The organism is Fulvivirga maritima (assembly GCF_021389955.1).
GTDB classification, from domain to species: Bacteria; Bacteroidota; Bacteroidia; order Cytophagales; family Cyclobacteriaceae; genus Fulvivirga; species Fulvivirga maritima.
The window spans coordinates 5,333,856-5,350,806 of record NZ_CP089980.1 but is presented as its reverse complement, the minus strand read 5'-3'; the positions used below and the strand labels follow the sequence as shown (position 1 = coordinate 5,350,806).

General features: G+C 38.9%; 14 protein-coding genes and 1 riboswitch. Of the genes, 5 read left to right on the top strand and 9 right to left on the bottom strand.

Going from position 1 to position 16,951, the window contains the following annotated elements:
* Nucleotides 1–29 precede the first annotated feature (29 nt).
* A complete protein-coding gene (locus LVD15_RS22545; protein WP_233777455.1) occupies nt 30–566 on the bottom strand; it encodes a YfiT family bacillithiol transferase in 537 nt (178 codons plus the stop codon).
* Between the two features lie 4 nt (nt 567–570).
* The gene (locus LVD15_RS22540; RefSeq protein ID WP_233777454.1) at nt 571–1,785 is read right to left on the bottom strand and encodes a pyridoxal phosphate-dependent decarboxylase family protein; all 1,215 of its coding nucleotides are present in this window, start codon (nt 1,783–1,785) and stop codon (nt 571–573) included.
* 165 nt (nt 1,786–1,950) lie between these two features.
* Nucleotides 1,951–2,058: riboswitch (SAM riboswitch) on the top strand.
* A gap of 74 nt (nt 2,059–2,132) precedes the next feature.
* On the opposite strand from LVD15_RS22540, the gene metH reads away from it, so the two are divergent.
* The 3 genes from metH to LVD15_RS22525 all read left to right on the top strand — a co-directional run bounded on the left by metH (nt 2,133) and on the right by LVD15_RS22525 (nt 6,310).
* Nucleotides 2,133–4,811 carry a methionine synthase gene (gene metH, locus LVD15_RS22535; RefSeq protein ID WP_233777453.1) on the top strand — a complete coding sequence of 893 codons (2,679 nt, stop codon included), beginning with the start codon at nt 2,133–2,135 and terminating at the stop codon, nt 4,809–4,811.
* Nucleotides 4,812–4,858: 47 nt separating this feature from the next.
* Entirely contained in the window at nt 4,859–5,812 is a 954-nt protein-coding gene (gene metF, locus LVD15_RS22530; RefSeq protein WP_233777452.1) for a methylenetetrahydrofolate reductase [NAD(P)H], read from the top strand.
* 90 nt (nt 5,813–5,902) lie between these two features.
* Entirely contained in the window at nt 5,903–6,310 is a 408-nt protein-coding gene (locus tag LVD15_RS22525) for an Hsp20/alpha crystallin family protein (protein ID WP_233777451.1), read from the top strand.
* 599 nt (nt 6,311–6,909) lie between these two features.
* On the opposite strand, the gene LVD15_RS22520 is transcribed toward LVD15_RS22525, so the two are convergent.
* From LVD15_RS22520 to LVD15_RS22505, 4 genes are all read right to left on the bottom strand, one after another.
* Nucleotides 6,910–8,121: a hypothetical protein gene (locus LVD15_RS22520; RefSeq protein WP_233777450.1), complete on the bottom strand. Its 1,212-nt coding sequence runs from the start codon at nt 8,119–8,121 to the stop codon at nt 6,910–6,912.
* A gap of 28 nt (nt 8,122–8,149) precedes the next feature.
* On the bottom strand, nt 8,150–8,956 hold the full coding sequence (locus LVD15_RS22515; protein ID WP_233777449.1) for a porin family protein: 807 nt from the start codon (nt 8,954–8,956) through the stop codon (nt 8,150–8,152).
* Nucleotides 8,957–9,078: 122 nt separating this feature from the next.
* Nucleotides 9,079–10,818: a DUF1501 domain-containing protein gene (locus LVD15_RS22510; RefSeq protein WP_233777448.1), complete on the bottom strand. Its 1,740-nt coding sequence runs from the start codon at nt 10,816–10,818 to the stop codon at nt 9,079–9,081.
* An 18-nt stretch (nt 10,819–10,836) separates the two neighbouring features.
* Nucleotides 10,837–12,639, bottom strand: a complete 1,803-nt coding sequence (locus LVD15_RS22505) for a DUF1800 domain-containing protein (RefSeq protein WP_233777447.1) — start codon at nt 12,637–12,639, stop codon at nt 10,837–10,839.
* Between the two features lie 153 nt (nt 12,640–12,792).
* Here LVD15_RS22505 and LVD15_RS22500 point away from each other — a divergent pair, with 153 nt between their 5' ends.
* Nucleotides 12,793–13,641 (top strand): hydroxymethylglutaryl-CoA lyase, encoded by an 849-nt coding sequence (locus tag LVD15_RS22500; RefSeq protein WP_233777446.1) that lies wholly within the window; start codon nt 12,793–12,795, stop codon nt 13,639–13,641.
* A gap of 57 nt (nt 13,642–13,698) precedes the next feature.
* Entirely contained in the window at nt 13,699–14,343 is a 645-nt protein-coding gene (locus LVD15_RS22495; RefSeq protein WP_233777445.1) for a tetratricopeptide repeat protein, read from the top strand.
* A 104-nt stretch (nt 14,344–14,447) separates the two neighbouring features.
* Here LVD15_RS22495 and LVD15_RS22490 read toward each other — a convergent pair whose 3' ends face one another.
* The 3 genes from LVD15_RS22490 to LVD15_RS22480 are packed head-to-tail and all read right to left on the bottom strand — an operon-like array spanning nt 14,448 to nt 16,950.
* Nucleotides 14,448–15,500 carry a J domain-containing protein gene (locus LVD15_RS22490; protein ID WP_233777444.1) on the bottom strand — a complete coding sequence of 351 codons (1,053 nt, stop codon included), beginning with the start codon at nt 15,498–15,500 and terminating at the stop codon, nt 14,448–14,450.
* The gene (dprA, locus tag LVD15_RS22485; RefSeq protein WP_233777443.1) at nt 15,490–16,602 is read right to left on the bottom strand and encodes a DNA-processing protein DprA; all 1,113 of its coding nucleotides are present in this window, start codon (nt 16,600–16,602) and stop codon (nt 15,490–15,492) included. The genes LVD15_RS22490 and dprA overlap by 11 nt, the downstream gene beginning before the upstream one ends.
* Nucleotides 16,603–16,611: 9 nt before the next feature.
* Entirely contained in the window at nt 16,612–16,950 is a 339-nt protein-coding gene (locus LVD15_RS22480) for a MerR family transcriptional regulator (protein ID WP_233777442.1), read from the bottom strand.
* Between the last annotated feature and the right edge of the window lies 1 nt (nt 16,951).

Genomic DNA, 16,951 nt, shown 5'->3' with positions numbered 1-16,951 from the left:
TTGATTGTAATTCAGCAACTTATTTACTGTTACTTCCAGCCTTTACTTGTAGTGAGGTTGGAGATATGTGCCAAGTGGTGATTGCCATGCCAGGCATACATTCCTATGGCTAATTTAAGCGTTACTTTATTATTGTTATCAGGGTGAACGAAGAATTTATTCAGTTCATCTTCCTTTAAACCACGGAGTAAATATACCCATTTTTTATGTAGTGCTTCTATAAAATTTAAAGTCAATTCTATTGGTCCTTCCTCGCTATCAAAAAGCTCAGCCCAGGCTTTTTCGTTATAGGCTTTTATAATAGGTTCGTCCTCAGTCAAAGTCCATTTAAATCTAATATAACTGTTCAGGTGGCTGTCACCAATATGGTGAACTACTTGTCTGAGTGTCCAGCCACCAGGCCTGTAGGGTGTATCCAGTTGAGCATCATTAAGACCTTCTACAGCTTGTTTCAGCTTTTCAGGTAGCATCTCTATCTGCTGTATCCAGCCAGAGATTTCAGCTCCTTGTTTTGGTGCTGATTCGTTAAACTTACCAATTGGGTACTGTAATGATGCCTGGTCCATTATGTTAAATTTCCTGAATAAAGGGTTCTAGTTTCTCTATAGTTACATGTTCCATAATCACTATTTTGAACCATTTAGGGTCATTATGATTATCAGGGACAAGGCCATACTTTTTGGCTACTTCGTTTGAAATATCATCAGCTTTAATGGTTACAATATTAGAACCATTCTCTCTATAATAGGAGATGCTTCTGGCATCTAACTCAGCACAAAGCCAATCGGCACGGTTTAAAAGTACTAGAATTTTCTCTCTCCATCCGTATGGTCCATAGGTCATAAGTATCATCCATACAGCAATAGCGTTAGCACCGCTTCGGCTACCGATAAGTGTAAAGTCTTCGCCTTCAATGTATTTCGCTTCTTTAGTATTGGCATATTTAATAAGGCCTTTTCTTATTAAAAATATACCCGTTCCGTATGGTGCCTGCAGCATTTTGTGAGCATCCAGCGTTACTGATGACACTTCTGCATTAGCAAAATTCAAAGGATTGCTTTCATCTGCAAAAGGATAGAAAAAGCCTCCATAAGCACCATCTACATGTATTTTGTAGGTGCAGTCATGTTGTTTTAGTACTGACGCATAAGTATCTATATGGTCTACAGAACCAAACATGGTAGTCATCATATTGGCGATGACAATGAAGTATTTTCTACCTTGACCTTGCTGCTCTTCAATAATGGTAGAAAGGTGTTCTGCTGTGGGTTTTCTATCCTCATCTACTTTCACATAGGCAATAGGTAATGCAAATACATTAGCGGCCTTGCTCATGGAGTAATGACTGTCTTCAGAAGTAATAATGCATATCTCCTCATTAGAGCATCCATATGCTTCTTTGAAATAATTTCTGTAAACCCAAACGGCCTGCATATTGGCTTCGGTGCCACCAGAGGCTACATAGCCATCAAACTCATCGGGTTCTCCTTTTAATATTTCTTCAGAGCATATTCTTATAAGCTCTTTTTCTATTTGCTGTGTACCTTGGAAAAAGCTCTCTGATTTTCCTAAAGTATGACAACCGATGTGGTTAGGGTTATGAATAAGCGTAGACAAATAAGGGGCATTGCTCAAGAAAGGAGCATCCTGATAAAACACCTTGTTATCTAAGTGGGAGGCAGGAATCCCTAAAATGTTCGATTCATAATAATTTACATTTTCCCCAAGTGCACTAAATACCTTCTTTCTTATCTCTTCAGGAGATAATTTCTTCCAGATTTTCATAAATTTTAATTCAATGAATAAACAAGTATTGGTCTGAATCTCATGCGATTCATAGGTGATAGGTCGGGCCAAATATAGGAAAAATACCTATGTGGAATTACGAAGAAAAATAAATTCTTGTTGTTTAAAAATTTATGCTAGATTTGTAATATTAATATTTGAATGCTCTTATCAAGAAAGGCTGAGGGAAATGGCCCGTTGAAGCCTTAGCAACCATCCTGAAATATAGGTAAAGGTGCTAAATCCATCTCCAGAAAAGGAGGAAGATAAGTTAGATTAGGCTTTTACAAAAAATAAAAATATAAGCTCTTCTGACTTGTCAGAAGAGCTTTTTTTATGCCAAATGAATGAGTAAGAAGAAGATACCATATTTAAGACTGAGCGGGCTGGAGCCATTAGTGATTACTCCTGAATCTAATTTTGTAAATATAGGAGAGCGAACTAATGTTACGGGATCAAGGAAGTTTCTCAGACTTATACAAGAGGAGAATTTTGAAGAGGCATTATCCATTGCACGAGATCAGGTAGAAGGCGGAGCGCAGATACTTGATGTGAATATGGATGAAGGGATGCTGGATGGTGAGCAGGCCATGGTGAAGTTTCTTAACCTGATAGCTTCAGAGCCGGAGATATCTAAGATCCCTATAATGGTGGATTCATCTAAATGGCCCATTATAGAAGCTGGCCTGCGATGTGTTCAGGGTAAAGGAGTGGTGAATTCTATCAGTCTTAAAAATGGAGAAGAGGAGTTTTTAGAGCATGCCCGCAAAATAAAGATGTATGGAGCTGCGGTAGTAGTCATGGCTTTTGATGAAAATGGGCAGGCAGATAACTATGAAAGAAGGATCTCCATATGTGAAAGGTCCTATCGGATATTAGTTGATAAGATCAATTTTCCGCCTCAGGATATCATTTTCGATCCTAACATTTTCCCGGTAGCTACGGGTATGGACGAGCATAGAAAAAATGCTATCGACTTCTTTAAGGCTACCAAATGGATCAGAGAAAACCTTCCTGGAGCTAATGTGAGTGGTGGGGTGAGTAACGTATCTTTCTCATTTAGAGGTAATAACACGGTAAGGGAAGCCATGCATTCGGCTTTTCTATATCATGCCATTAAAAACGGTATGAATATGGGCATAGTAAACCCAACTATGCTGGAGGTCTATGATGAAATTCCTAAAGATCTGCTGGAGCATGTTGAGGATGTGTTGCTAGATAGGAGAGAAGACGCCACAGAAAGACTGCTTGATTTTGCCGAGACAGTAAAAGGAACGGCTAAGCTTAGAGTAAAAGATGATGCTTGGAGAAAAGGCACGGTAGAAGAGCGGCTTTCTCATGCTTTAGTTAAAGGAATAATAGACCATATCGATGAAGATACTGAAGAAGCCAGAGCTAAACTAGGTCATCCTTTATTAGTGATTGAGGGTCCGTTAATGGCCGGAATGAACGTGGTAGGAGATCTTTTTGGAGAGGGTAAAATGTTCTTGCCTCAGGTGGTGAAGAGTGCACGGGTTATGAAGAAGGCCGTGGCTTATCTGGAGCCCTTTATGGAAGAGGAGAAGAGAAAGAATAAGTCGGTAGAAAATGCGCCTAAGATTTTGCTGGCCACCGTAAAAGGAGATGTCCATGATATTGGAAAGAATATAGTAGGAGTGGTATTGGCCTGTAATAACTATGAAATTATAGACTTAGGGGTTATGGTGCCTACAGAAAAGATCCTGGCAGAAGCCAAAAAGAATAATGTAGATGTTATTGGTCTGAGTGGGTTGATTACCCCTTCGTTAGATGAAATGGTGGGCGTAGCAGAAGAGATGCAGAAGCAAAATTTTCAAGTGCCGCTGATTATCGGGGGAGCCACTACCAGCAGAATACATACTGCCGTAAAAATAGATCCTGCTTACAGTGGAGCTGTGGTGCATGTGCTTGATGCTTCCAGAAGTGTGCCTGTAGTAGGGGAGCTCATTGGTAAAAACACCAAAGATGCTTTTCATACTAAAATAAAGAATGAATATAATGACCTGCGCGAGGGACATTCTACCAGAAAAACGGAGAAGAATTACATACCTCTACAGCAGGCCAGAGAAAATAAAGCAAAGATTACCTGGGAGGGTTATCAGCCACCAAAGCCTAATTCCTTAGGGGTTAAGGTATATAAAGAGTATCCATTAGAAGAAGTTAGAGCGTTCATAGACTGGACACCATTTTTCCAAACCTGGATGCTCAAAGGTAAATTCCCGAAGATTTTTGAAGATAAGGTGATCGGGGAAGAGGCCAAGAAGCTATATGCCGATGCAAATGCTATGTTAGATGAAATTATAGCGGAAAAGCAATTAACGGCTAATGCCATTATTGGTCTTTTTGAAGCGAAAGCCGATGGTGATGATGTAGATATTATAACTCCCGATGGAAAAACAGAACGCTTTCATTTTTTAAGGCAGCAGGGTAAGAAAGGTCAGAAGATACCTAACTTGTCTCTTGCCGATTATATTGCACCCCAAGAAACGGGCATTGAGGACTATATGGGCATGTTTGCTGTAACAGCTGGTGTGGGTATAGAAAAGCTTATAGAAAAACATAAGGCCAACCACGATGACTATAATGAAATTATGGTTAAAGCTCTGGCTGATAGACTGGCTGAAGCCATGGCTGAGCTTATGCACTATAAAGTTAGAACAGAGCTGTGGGGTTATTCTGCCAATGAAGAACTGAATAATGAAGATCTGATCCGAGAGAAATACCAGGGGATAAGGCCTGCGCCAGGATATCCGGCTTGTCCTGACCATACAGAGAAACCATTATTATTTGAGCTTTTGGATGTTGAAAAACATACCGGTATATTCCTTACAGAATCTAATGCTATGTATCCGGCATCATCAGTGAGTGGTTTTTATTTTTCACATCCTAACTCACGTTATTTCGGCTTAGGAAAGGTGGAGAAAGATCAGGTGGTAGATTATGCCAATAGGAAAGATATGTCTGTAGAGCTGGTAGAAAAATGGCTCGGACCTAACTTAGCTTACTAACAATTAGAAAATAATGTCATTTAAGGTGACATACAAATTTATAAATCATGAAGATTACAGAGCATATTGCTAATGCTAAAAAGACACTGTTCTCATTTGAGATATTGCCGCCTCTAAAAGGGGAAAACATTCACAAATTATATAAGCACATAGATCCTTTAATGGAGTTTAATCCTCCCTTTATAGATGTAACCTACCACAGAGAGGAGTTTGTGTATAAGAAGCATGAAAATGGTTTGCTTGAGAAGAAATCAATCAGAAAGAGACCAGGGACTGTAGGTATTTGTGCGGCCATTAAAAACAAGTATAATGTAGATACAGTACCGCATATTATTTGTGGCGGCTTTACTAAGGAAGAGACCGAAAACGCACTTATAGATTTGGATTTCCTGGGTATCGATAATGTTCTTTTACTTCAAGGGGATGCTATCAAAACGGAATCTATGTTTGTAGCTGAAAGAGGTGGACATAAGTATGCTTCGGAACTCATTGAGCAAGTAGTTAAAATGAATAATGGCCAGTATCAGGATGATGAACTTTTAAATGCCAATCACACTGATTTCTGTATAGGTGTAGCGGGCTATCCTGAAAAGCACTTTGCGGCCCCAAATCTTAAAGTAGACCTTAAATACCTTAAAATGAAGGTAGATTTAGGAGCAGATTATATTGTAACTCAAATGTTTTTTGATAATAATAAATTCTTTGAGTTTGTGAAGCAGTGTAGAGAAGCTGGAATCAATGTGCCTATTATTCCAGGCCTGAAGCCACTTACCACTAAGCGTCAGCTTAATGTGCTGCCAAGGATTTTTTACATAGACCTACCAGAAGAGCTGGCTGATGCGGTGGACAAATGCAAGACCAATGAAGAAGTGAAGCAAGTAGGTATAGAATGGACTATTCAGCAGTCAAAAGAGCTGGTTGATTTTGGCGTGCCTGTTTTACATTACTATTCTATGGGCAAATCAAACTCTGTTTATGAAATAGCCAAAGAGCTTTTCTAAGATTTTGAATTTTGACAATGTGTCAGCGATGTAGACATAATGTCTTTAATATTCCATTGGTATAACTCTTGTTGTTTAAACAGCAAAACAATGGAGGACATTATGAAATATGATCATGATATGAACTGGGTGAGAAAAGTTTTGCAGAGCGCGGATATTATGAATACCTTCAACGGAGGCAGCATATCTCCCCAGGTACAAATAAAGAAATCAGATAATTATAAACAGATTAATTCAAGAGTTCCAGGAGTTAGTCCTGAAGAACTTAGAGTAGAAGTTATCAATGGCAATCTTATCATATATCATAACGTAGTCTTTGACGCCAGTCAGCAGGAGTTTGTAGTACCTCACGTGGTACTGTCACATACTTTAGAACCTCATATAGACAAGATGGGGATAAATGCTAATTATGAAGATGGCGTTTTAAAGGTAATTCTACCTTATGATGATATGCAGACCGATTTTCATAGAAATATAGATATTGATATCAGTATGTAAGATTTTACATCACAAAAAAGCCCCGCAAGAATTATTCTTGCGGGGCTTTTTTTTCTGCGGTTTTTATGCAAACAAAAAGTTAAACTCTTTGAATCATATTGACTTATTTGACTAGAGGTCATGCTGAGACCTAACATTTGTTTCAATCGTACCAAGCAGAATGACAAATCATTGGTTTGAAGGTATACATCAATCTATTCTATTAAGTTAGATTTTTCAAATACCAGTCACTTTGGATTATCTAGTCTCTGTGTTCCATCGCTTAGGCTCTTTACTTTTTTACAATCGATCAAAAAAGTAACAAAAAACTCTTTCTTGCTGTGAGGTCTTCCGCTCACTGAAGCATTTCATAGTCATGAACTGCCACTAAGGACTTGAGAAAAGCCTGTTTTTCAATCCTATTTCATCGCACGACGGTACAGTAAGATGAAACTCAAGGCGAGTCACACTGAGCCGCGTCGAAGTGTAGACGATCGGTGCTGATTCATAATTTATCACATCTTAACTGTTTTGATATTTTATATGCTATTTGCTTATAATGTAATTGGTAGGCAACTCGAAGCAAAGACCGGGCTTATGGAAGCTTATCTCCCTTTTTCCTAATCTACCAACTCCTTAAGTTCTTCATCACTCAATTTAAAAACGCAGATTCGGGCAAACCTTCCTGTTAAATAAGAACGGCCTAGTACTACAAGTCCTTCATCTTCTGTTTTTGAAAATCCAGCGACTTCATAGGTGTTTCCAAAGCCTAAGTATTTAGTGCCTACCAGTGTTCCACTACTGGCCTCGAAAGCGAGTAGCACTATCTGTCCATTTTTAGTATTACTGGCAAATAGAGCGGTCTCTGTTCCGTTAATTGAAATGGATTTTACCATAACCGGGGCATTGCTTACTAGTTCTGGAAAGGTATTTCCTTCTAGGTCATCAACAGATCTAATGCTTAATGACTCTAATTCTGTTCTGGGTACCACATAATTGTCTCCTGAGTTATAACGGCTTAGAGAGATGGTATTATTAGCCAATTGTATTACTGAGCTTATGGCCGATTCTCTGTGAACTCCCTGCAACACACCTTGAACATCATCATCTTCATTTAAACTGGTGAAAACCAGTGAGAGGGTATAATTATAAAATCCATTGAAGTAATAGGTCTGGTTATTCATTTTTCCGATGGCATAAGGGGGCTTAGGGCCTGTAGTTTTAAAGCCATCCAGAATAGTTCTTGCAGGCTCACCATCTTCTGAAGTGCCGGCGCCAATAGTAAACGAAGCGGACCGGGATACAGCTCCCGCAACTGATAACTCTGAGCATACGGTCAATAAATCACTATTACTATAGCTTAAAAGCAGGATGTTGCCTTCTGTGGTGGCAGAAGTAGCCAATGGCGAGGTAAACTGCGTTTCAATAGGATCGGCTAAAGTACCTGTATTGTCTACCATAAAAATGAAAGCTCTTAAATCAGACTCGCGCATAGCCATGAAGTAGAAATTGCCATTGATTTTCATTAATTCACCTACAGGGTGAACATATTCATCGCTTAAATCTTGTTCTTGCTCAAACTCTCCCTGCTCGTCTACCTTCATTAGCCTTACACCGGCAAAGTAGCTGTCTTTTTGGGTGGCAGCCAGTATGAGGTACCCGCCATCACTAGTTTGCTTAATATCGATAGGTATGTATGAGGCTTCATAGTCATTGTGATCATAGATCTTCAAGAAAGAAGAGGCCGGGTCAGCTTCATTATCTCCTATATCACAACTGCTTATAGCAAAAGATATACATGCGAGTAAAAGAAGATGGTATATGTTTTTCATTGGTATTATTAAAATCCTTAATAGACAATTAGTTAAACGAATCATAATTTTTGCTTATGAATCGGAGAGGAAATAGCAAGGCAAAGTTGATAGATACGTTTCTCATTTCTATATCATCAAGGGCATCGCCTATGCCAGTAAGCTCATTTTCAGAATACCGATTTTTCACATTGGCAATATTATTCATGCCATATCGGTAGGTGGCATCAAAAACCAGTCTCAGGTTCCAAAAGTCATAACTTACTCCAATACCCCCTGCAATACCTACTGATGATTTAATGTAAGTGTCTTTTGCTCCAATGGTGGTTTCCTCATTATCAAAAGGGCCGGCACCACCTGAGGCATTATCTATACCTGAGGTCTTAAGGTGTTTGTTGGCCCCAACCAGGGTGCCACAATACCCTCCAAATTGAATAAATGGCCTGATGTTCTCTCTAGTGAGATCATATTTAATGAATAAAGGAAATTCAATATAATCCAATAGGTTCTCCTGGTCATATTGTATGGTAAGGCTGTTGCCATTGGCTCCATTCCATTGGTATAGGTTGGAGTAGGAGTAGCGCTGCCTGCGGTAATTAGGCTGCAAACTGAAAGAAAAACCTTTATGATATAAGGTGATCTCTATACCTGCCTGGCCACTTAGCTGATCCATACCCAGCGTGTTATACTCCTTTTCAGTTCTGGAGGCATTATAATTAATTGGACTAAAAGCACTATAGGAGGTGGTAGGGCTTACCTCACTTATGTTGGCTCCTGCACGGAAGCCTAACCACCATTGGGTGTTCATAAATTTATCGTTTGGTTGCGGTCTTTTTGTCTGGTAGCCAGAATACATACGGTTCTTTTTTTTGACCGTATGTGAAGCTGTGGCTCATCAGCATCAGCATGCATACCAAGACTGCTAATAGGTACTTCATTATTTATGGTTTGGTAGAAGTTGTGTTATAAAAATCGATTTTATTGAATAATGAGTTTTTTGGTTTCTTGTAGTAAACCTGCATCTATCTGATAGAAATACATACCAGGTTCTATGTCTGCAAGATTCACATTTACCTCATGTTCTCCCGGACTTTTTTGCTCCTGCATGATAGTCTTAACCGTTTTGCCTTTGATGTCTATAATTTTAAGATTAACCATCACTTCACTGTTAATGTAAAATGACATAGTGGTTTGGCCTTTTGCAGGGTTAGGGTAAGCATTGCGCAAAGCAAATCGCTCATTGAAAAAGCCTTCAGTTCCGGTTATAGTCTCATCAAAAAGGTTGAGTGGTTCATAGAAGCCATCACCATCTTCTTTGGGGCCATCATAGAAGTTAGTGTCAGTGTCATTACCCATAACTATACCATCGTTAAGGCCTCCCAGCTGATCTTTAGGTACCTTTAACCAATCATGGAGCAGGTTAGCATAGATTTGTCTGTAGTCATATTGCATGTCTACATTGGCGGGGCCACCAGTAAGGTCCATGTTGGTGCCAGTTACACCTCCTTTTACATACTTTCCGAATAAGAACATCGGTCCGCCTTTACCATGATCGGTACCATAACTTCCATTAGATTTTATTCTTCTTCCAAATTCAGAAATGGTCATAGTCACTACCCGGTCTTCTATGCCTCTGGCCCTTAGGTCTGCCTGGAATGCTTGCATAGCGGAGCTGATATGGTACATGAGTGCAGCGTGCAATCCCATAGTAGAATCATGACTTTCTACTTGGTCTGCATGGGTGTCAAAGCCACCGATTTTTACCATGTAAACTTTGGTTTTAGCTCCACCTGAGATAAGTCTGCTTACCACTTGTAATTGACCAGAAAGGCCGTTTCTTTGGTAGCTTTTAGGGGCACTAAAAGGATAGGTCTCTGGGTAAGGAACACTGGTTGCAGGGGCGTTATTGTATACATTGAGAAGTCGCTCTGCGTACTGTTCTGTTTTATCTTCCAGCCCCAATATCCACTCCATTTCTTTATAATAAGGAGAGTTCTGCAAATAAGCAGGAGGGAGGCCTCTCGGATCCAGTTCTACATCATCAAACCCAACCAGTCCATTAAGAACTTCTACAAAAGCCTCTGGGTTATTGGGTAATGAAACAGAGGTAGGTATGTTTCCCTTCTGGTGAAAAAGCAAAGATACGTCACTACCTAATTCAATAGCTAGAGGGTCTGGCATATTGGCATTAGGGAAATCGTCAGGGTACTGCTCAGGAGCATATTGCTTGGATAAATATCTACCAACCCATCCTGAATCTTCATACCTGTCAAAACCAGCTCCCATTAACCAGATGTCTCTTCCTCTAAAATGAGAACCATTGTTTTTGGGATAGGAAACACCTTGGACAATATTGATTTTCCCTGTGTCATACATGCTCTTAATACCTGTCATGTCTGGGTGCAGACCTACTAGTTTTGATTCATCAGAAAAAGTAGAGTCTAATGGGATATATCTTCTGGCGCTATTTTTTGCCGGAATAGCTATGTTTGGTCTCAGGTTGTAATACAGATCATATTGATTCACCGGTATTACAGAGTTTAATCCATCATTACCACCATGAAGCTGTATAATTACTAATACCCGATCATTGTCATTAAGCTCAGCGGCTCTCAGTATTCTGTTTTCTTTTGCCAGAACGTGCATAGGAATGCTATTAATGGCAAATGCGCCTCCGGCAGCTAATGGTACACTTTTTAAAAAATTTCTTCTTTTCATATTCTGTTAGTAGAATAGTTAAAACAATTGATATTCCGGAGACTGAAGCATGCTATTAAATAGTCTGTTTAGATAGATGCCTGCATCATCATAATTATTGTTTACATACAGATCATGCCATATTAGGTTTTGAGCATCAGCATCGGTGTTGTAGTCGTTATACTGAATGAACGTCTGTAAGAAAAATCGAAGTCTCTCCTTGGTCATGCCGCGGCCGTCAAGATCACTATCAAAGTCCAGATTTTGAGCTACTGGCAATAAATAGGGAGCCATGCTTATGATCAGTTGCTTCGCGTCTTCACCTTCTGATGAAAAATTCTCTTTTACGAAATCTAGAAGGTTAATTAAGGGGAGCGCATCTTCACTACTTGGAGTAAATAGTCTGCTTATGAATTGATAGCGGTATGCCAGGTAATTGGTAGAAATCCAATTTCTGTTAAATACGGGGTATTGATGGTAGGCACCATATCCCGCAACCTCATAAGGCTCATAGAAATTCATACCCTGATTCTCTAGCTTGGCGATAACCTGGCCGTTTATAAATTCATAAAACTGTTCAAGTTCAGTAGTGTAATCTGGTATAGATGTTTCAAAAAACAGATGTGAGCCAAGTACCAGATCTAATGGTGATTTTATAATACCTCCAAATTTATCATCTGTAATATCTGTAGATGCCTCATAGAAATATTCGCTCTTAAAAAGCGCTTCCAGCACAGGTTGTAACTTGTAATTATTACTTACAAAAACCTGAGCCATATCTTCTATTATGGTATTATTGATTTCTTCGGTAATATCATAATAAACAAAAAAGCGATATATTTTGCGGCAGATGTGTTTGGCAGTTTCTTCGTTTTCATAGATCATGTCGATCATACGCCCTACTTCATCTATCATACTCTCTTGAGAGGGTTGACCATTCTCTAGTAAAATAGCATCCTGATCTATTACTTCGCCATTATAATATTCGCTAAACTCCTTTTCAGAGGCCTGTGTAGAGTGGCTTCCGGGGTTAGCTTTACCCTGAGGTAGGCCTGTGTATTGATCTATTGTATTAAATTCGTTATCAAACTTAAATCCGGTCAGCACCCTGGCGGCAGCTTGAACATCTTGCTCCTTAAAGGTAAAGTAATCACCTACCTCATCAGAGGTCTGTTCGTTTACTACTGCCTCTAGCCCTCGGCCCACGGTGAAGAGCTCAAACATTTCACGCGCATAGTTTTCATTAGGAGCCCCCTTCACATTTAAGTTACCATCTAGAAATCTTAGCGTGGCATTATCCAAAGAGAACTTTTTGGTGAGCTCTTTGAAATTTCTTGGAGCGGTCTCTACTTGGGATTGCCCGGTTTCTTCATCAATAATCTCAACCAATTCATCATCTTTGTCAAGAGCGAAAAGTCTGAAAAGTGCATTCTGAAAATATAGGGCACGGCTGCTGTTCACCTTTTCCTCCATAGTGGTGAAATGGGTGTGAAGAAAAAAAGTAATCCTTTCACGGGCTGCATAAGCCAGTTTTAGGTTGTCATCTGTAATACCTATGCTCAACATTTGGCCGATATACCAGGCCTTAAAGTAATCTCTTAATGCCTCATCATTGCTATTAGCATCGGTGTTGCCAGAAATTACCCACTCAGCATTTGTTTTTAAGTCTAGGGGTAATTCAGGATCTGGTAAATTGGTGTTGAACAAGATATTAACAGCCTGCTGAGGTGTGAGCGCGGCAAAAGCATCTATTTGCTGTTTAGTGGCACCAAAAGTGACCCTGCGAAGCAAATGAGCAGCCCTGTGAATACCCAGCTGACTTGTCAATTCATTTAGCGGCATGTTAATTAAAGTAAGTTTTAAATTCCAAACTAAATATTAAAAATTGTAAATAGGAATTTTTATCAGCTTAAATAACTAAAAAGATCGATCAATAACAATTTTGTCTTTTTTGTATGGGAATGATAAATTTGTTTATAACACTCATGTAATATTATGAAGATTATTGAATGCCCCCGAGACGCTATGCAGGGAATAGGTCCCTTCATTCCTACTGCTGATAAGGTGAATTATCTCAATCAATTGTTAAAGGTAGGCTTTGATACTCTGGACTTTGGAAGTTTTGTTTCTCCCAAAGCCATTCCTCAGATGAGAGATACCACTGAAGTGGTGGAGCAGTTAGACCTTAGTAATACCAATACTAAATTACTAGCCATCATAGCTAATCAAAGAGGCGCTCAAACGGCTACTAATTATGAGCAGATTACTTATCTGGGGTTTCCTCTTTCCATCTCAGAGACTTTCCAAAAAAGGAACACCAACAAAACTATTAATGAAGCATTACATGTTATAAGTGAAATTCAGGAGATAGTTATTAATAATAAAAAGGAACTGGTTGTTTACCTATCCATGGGTTTCGGTAATCCATATGGAGACCCATATAGTCTGGAAATGGTGGCTGAATTTGTAGATTTGATTCATAACATGGGAGTTAAGATCATATCCTTATCAGATACTATTGGGGTGGCCAGGCCGGAGAATATTGATTATTTATTTAAAAATTTAATAGCTCAATATCCTGACATAGAGTTTGGCGCACACTTACATTCCAGACCAGAGACAGCTCCAGATAAAATTGTGGCAGCCCAAAAGGCAGGTTGCCGCCGCTTCGATGGAGCTATAAACGGCTTTGGGGGGTGCCCTATGGCCAATGATGAATTGGTAGGTAATATGGCTACCGAAACTATCATATCCGAATTAAGGAAAGGAAATCCCAATATGGGATTAAAAATAAATGAGTTTGAAGAGGCGATGAGGATGGCAGTACCTATATTTGGATTATAATAAGGTTTTTATATTTTTTCTTAAATCCCGCATTGTTTTTGCAAATCCATTTTAACCATGAAAACTAAAAACGAAATGAAATATTTACTAACAGTACTGTTGGCTATAGGTTTTATACCTCTTGCCATGTCTCAGAGCGCGAAAGAATTTACAGAAAAGGGTAAATCTCTTTATGAGAAACGTGAGTACATGCAGGCGGTAATCAGCTTTAATTCTGCTATTGAAAAAGACCCTGACTATTATCAGGCATATTATATGAGAGGTATGATCAAAGAGGCATTTGGTGATTTACATGGTGCCATGAAGGATTTTAATACCTGTTTAGAGAAAAATGATAGGTTTCCAGATGCATATTATTCAAGAGGAAATATAAAGTTTAAGTTACAAGATTATTACGGAGCAATCGCAGACTATACTTCTACCATAGAATTCGATGGAGATAGATTAGAGGCGTATTATAAAAGGGGGCAAGCAAAGCAACAATTAGAAGCATATCAGGATGCAATAAATGATTGCTCCAAGATAATCGAACTGAACTCAAGAAATGTAGATGCTTATTACTTAAGAGGAATACTAAGATTGGATTTCGGCCAGGTACAACAAGGCTGTTTAGATCTTAGCAAGGCCGGCGAATTGGGAGATTTGAAAGCCTATGATGTAATTAAGGAAAAGTGTAATACCAAGATATATCAAGAAAATTAAAAATAATTAGTCGGGTTTTTCATGGTTAAGAGGCTCTGGGATTATTCTCAGGGCTTTTTTCTTTGAAAAGCCGATTGAGAATTTCTGTCAATAATTACGGTTAACTAGTTAGAACAGTAGAGTTCATACCGTTCATCGGCTAGCGGCACACCCATACTTTTAGCTTTTGCAAAATCTTTGCAAGCATTATCATTATCTTCTATTATTGTTTCATTCACTCCGCGGTAGTAGTAGCTATTGCCTCCATGAGGATTAATATTGATAACCATAGAATAGCTTTCAATAGCCTCATGGTATAAGTTCAGGTGTTGCTCACACCAGGCTTTTCCAAACCAACCTATTTCTGAAGTGGCTTGTAGATTAACGAAATCTGAAAAGGCCTTATGCCCTGATAAATACTGTTTAAGGTTATAAGTATAAATGGAGCCTAACTCCTTGTAAATACTATCTTTAGCATAGCCGTTATTTTCTGCAATGGATAAATCTTTGATAGCCTCTTCATACTGTTCCATCTTTTTATGAGTCATAGCTCTTAAATAATAGATCTGAGCTAGCTTTTGCTGGTCTGATGTATACTCTAAGGCTTGATCACAGTACTTTAATGCCAGTGGGTAGTGATTCCAATGATAAAGGTATATTTCGCTGATTTTAGTGCAGGCTTCAGAAGATTTGCTACCAAGGGCCCAGATGGCGTACTCAAAAGAATCGATGGCATCATTAAATTGTTTGTGTTTTAAGTGCTCCATGCCTTCTGCATAATTTTGTTCTGATGACAAGCGAGATATGCCTACAAGCAAAAGGTACAAGAATAGACCCATTCCTAATAAAATGAATATAGTGGTGCGGGTGTTGTTGATTTTCTCTCCAGGGTAATACTTTCTTGTATTAGAGCGGAAGGTAGACTTTTTATAACTGGAATAGCTGTTAGTAAATGCTTCTACAGGTTGAAGTGTAAGGTCAAATGCCTTTTTTTTGTTGGGATCAGAAAGTATTGAATAGGCTATACTTATCCGCTTAAACTTCTCTTCAGTCATTTTATCTCCTACATTTAGATCAGGATGGTATTTCTTAGCCAACCGTCTATAAGTGGCCTTGATCTCGCCTTGAGTGGCAGCAGGAGTTAATCCCAGTACACGATAATAATTTTCAGTATACACTTTTTGTTACTTGATATCTTTTTCCTGGTAATGATTTAATGATCCCCTGAAATTCCAGATTGAGTAATAATGATGACAAGCGGTTAATGGAAATATTAGTTCGCCAGCTGAGGTTGTCGATCAATATAGCATTGCTTTCTTTATTCAATTCTGAAATAATCAGTTGCTCCTCTTGTGTAAAGTCTTCAAGAGTAATGTGGCTTCCTTCTTTTACATCATCTTTCTCTTCCCAGTTCATGATATATTCCAGATCAGTAATACTGGTGAGTAAATGTGCTTTGTTTTGTTTTATAAGATTATTGCACCCTTCAGAAAATGGATCGGTCACTTTTCCTGGTAGTGCAAATACATCTTTGTTATAACTATTGGCTATGTCTGCAGTGATCAAAGCGCCACCTTTTTTAGCTGCTTCAATAATAATAGTGGCGTCAGACATACCCGCTATAATGCGGTTTCTTGCAGGAAACTTATGAGGGTCGGGCTTGGTGTCTAAAGCATGCTCTGTAAGTAGGCCTCCTATTTCCTGCATTTTAAAGGCCGTTTCCTTATGCATGGCTGGGTATATAATATTAATGCCACTTGCCATTACCCCTATAGTTGGGACCTGATATTTTAGTGATGATTTATGCGCTTGAATATCTATGCCATAGGCCAATCCGCTTACTACTAGTGCCTGATGCCGAGCGAGCTCTTTTACCAGCTCTTCGGTGATTTCTTTTCCGTAAGGAGTAGCGTTTCGGGTACCTACTATAGATACTATTCTGGCTGTATTTAAGTCAGCTGTTCCTTTGTAATAGAGTAGGGAGGGAGCATCATTAATTTGTCTTAGCCTTTTGGGGTATTCTTGGTCGGTATGTAGTAGAATTTTAACACTTTCGGCTTCTGTGCGCTTCAGCTCTTCTTCAGCTCTGGCAAAGGCCTGATGGTTAAGAATGGAGTCAGCTATAACTTTACCTATGCCTGGTATTTTGAGCAGTTTAGCTTTTGGAAGATTAAAAACATGATGGGCAGAGCCTGCATAACTGACTAATTGCTTTATAGAATAGCTCCCCAGGCCGGGGATGAAATTTAAAGCCAGCTGTGACAGACGTTCCTGATTCATGTTTTCATTTTATGGTATCTGTTGTTTTAATTCCATCAAAAATTCTTTCACTTTGGTTAAGGAGTCTATCATGTCCATCTTGTCTTTTACAGCATCAGAGTCACTTTTAAGTATGTCTTTAGCGCCCTGTAGTGTAAAGCCTCTTTCTTTCACCAGGTGATAAATCAACCTTACATTTTCTATGTCATCTTTAGTGAATTGCCTGTTTCCTTTTCTGTTCTTCTTTGGTTTGATGATGTCAAATTCAGTTTCCCAGAATCGGATTAGAGATGTAGCCACATTGAACATTTGTGCTACTTCACCAATAGCATAGTATTTTTTCTCTATTATTTTTTCTTTGTAAGGCATA

What these genes read in the sequence shown, in the direction of transcription:
- LVD15_RS22500 (WP_233777446.1), top strand. Translation starts at nt 12,793, where the DNA reads ATGAAGATTATTGAATGCCCCCGAGACGCTATGCAGGGAATAGGTCCC.
- dprA (WP_233777443.1), bottom strand. Translation starts at nt 16,602, where the DNA reads ATGAATCAGGAACGTCTGTCACAGCTGGCTTTAAATTTCATCCCCGGC.
- LVD15_RS22505 (WP_233777447.1), bottom strand. Translation starts at nt 12,639, where the DNA reads ATGCCGCTAAATGAATTGACAAGTCAGCTGGGTATTCACAGGGCTGCT.
- metF (WP_233777452.1), top strand. Translation starts at nt 4,859, where the DNA reads ATGAAGATTACAGAGCATATTGCTAATGCTAAAAAGACACTGTTCTCA.
- LVD15_RS22520 (WP_233777450.1), bottom strand. Translation starts at nt 8,121, where the DNA reads ATGAAAAACATATACCATCTTCTTTTACTCGCATGTATATCTTTTGCT.
- LVD15_RS22515 (WP_233777449.1), bottom strand. Translation starts at nt 8,956, where the DNA reads ATGTATTCTGGCTACCAGACAAAAAGACCGCAACCAAACGATAAATTT.
- LVD15_RS22495 (WP_233777445.1), top strand. Translation starts at nt 13,699, where the DNA reads ATGAAAACTAAAAACGAAATGAAATATTTACTAACAGTACTGTTGGCT.
- LVD15_RS22510 (WP_233777448.1), bottom strand. Translation starts at nt 10,818, where the DNA reads ATGAAAAGAAGAAATTTTTTAAAAAGTGTACCATTAGCTGCCGGAGGC.
- LVD15_RS22525 (WP_233777451.1), top strand. Translation starts at nt 5,903, where the DNA reads ATGGAGGACATTATGAAATATGATCATGATATGAACTGGGTGAGAAAA.
- metH (WP_233777453.1), top strand. Translation starts at nt 2,133, where the DNA reads ATGAGTAAGAAGAAGATACCATATTTAAGACTGAGCGGGCTGGAGCCA.
- LVD15_RS22480 (WP_233777442.1), bottom strand. Translation starts at nt 16,950, where the DNA reads ATGCCTTACAAAGAAAAAATAATAGAGAAAAAATACTATGCTATTGGT.
- LVD15_RS22545 (WP_233777455.1), bottom strand. Translation starts at nt 566, where the DNA reads ATGGACCAGGCATCATTACAGTACCCAATTGGTAAGTTTAACGAATCA.
- LVD15_RS22540 (WP_233777454.1), bottom strand. Translation starts at nt 1,785, where the DNA reads ATGAAAATCTGGAAGAAATTATCTCCTGAAGAGATAAGAAAGAAGGTA.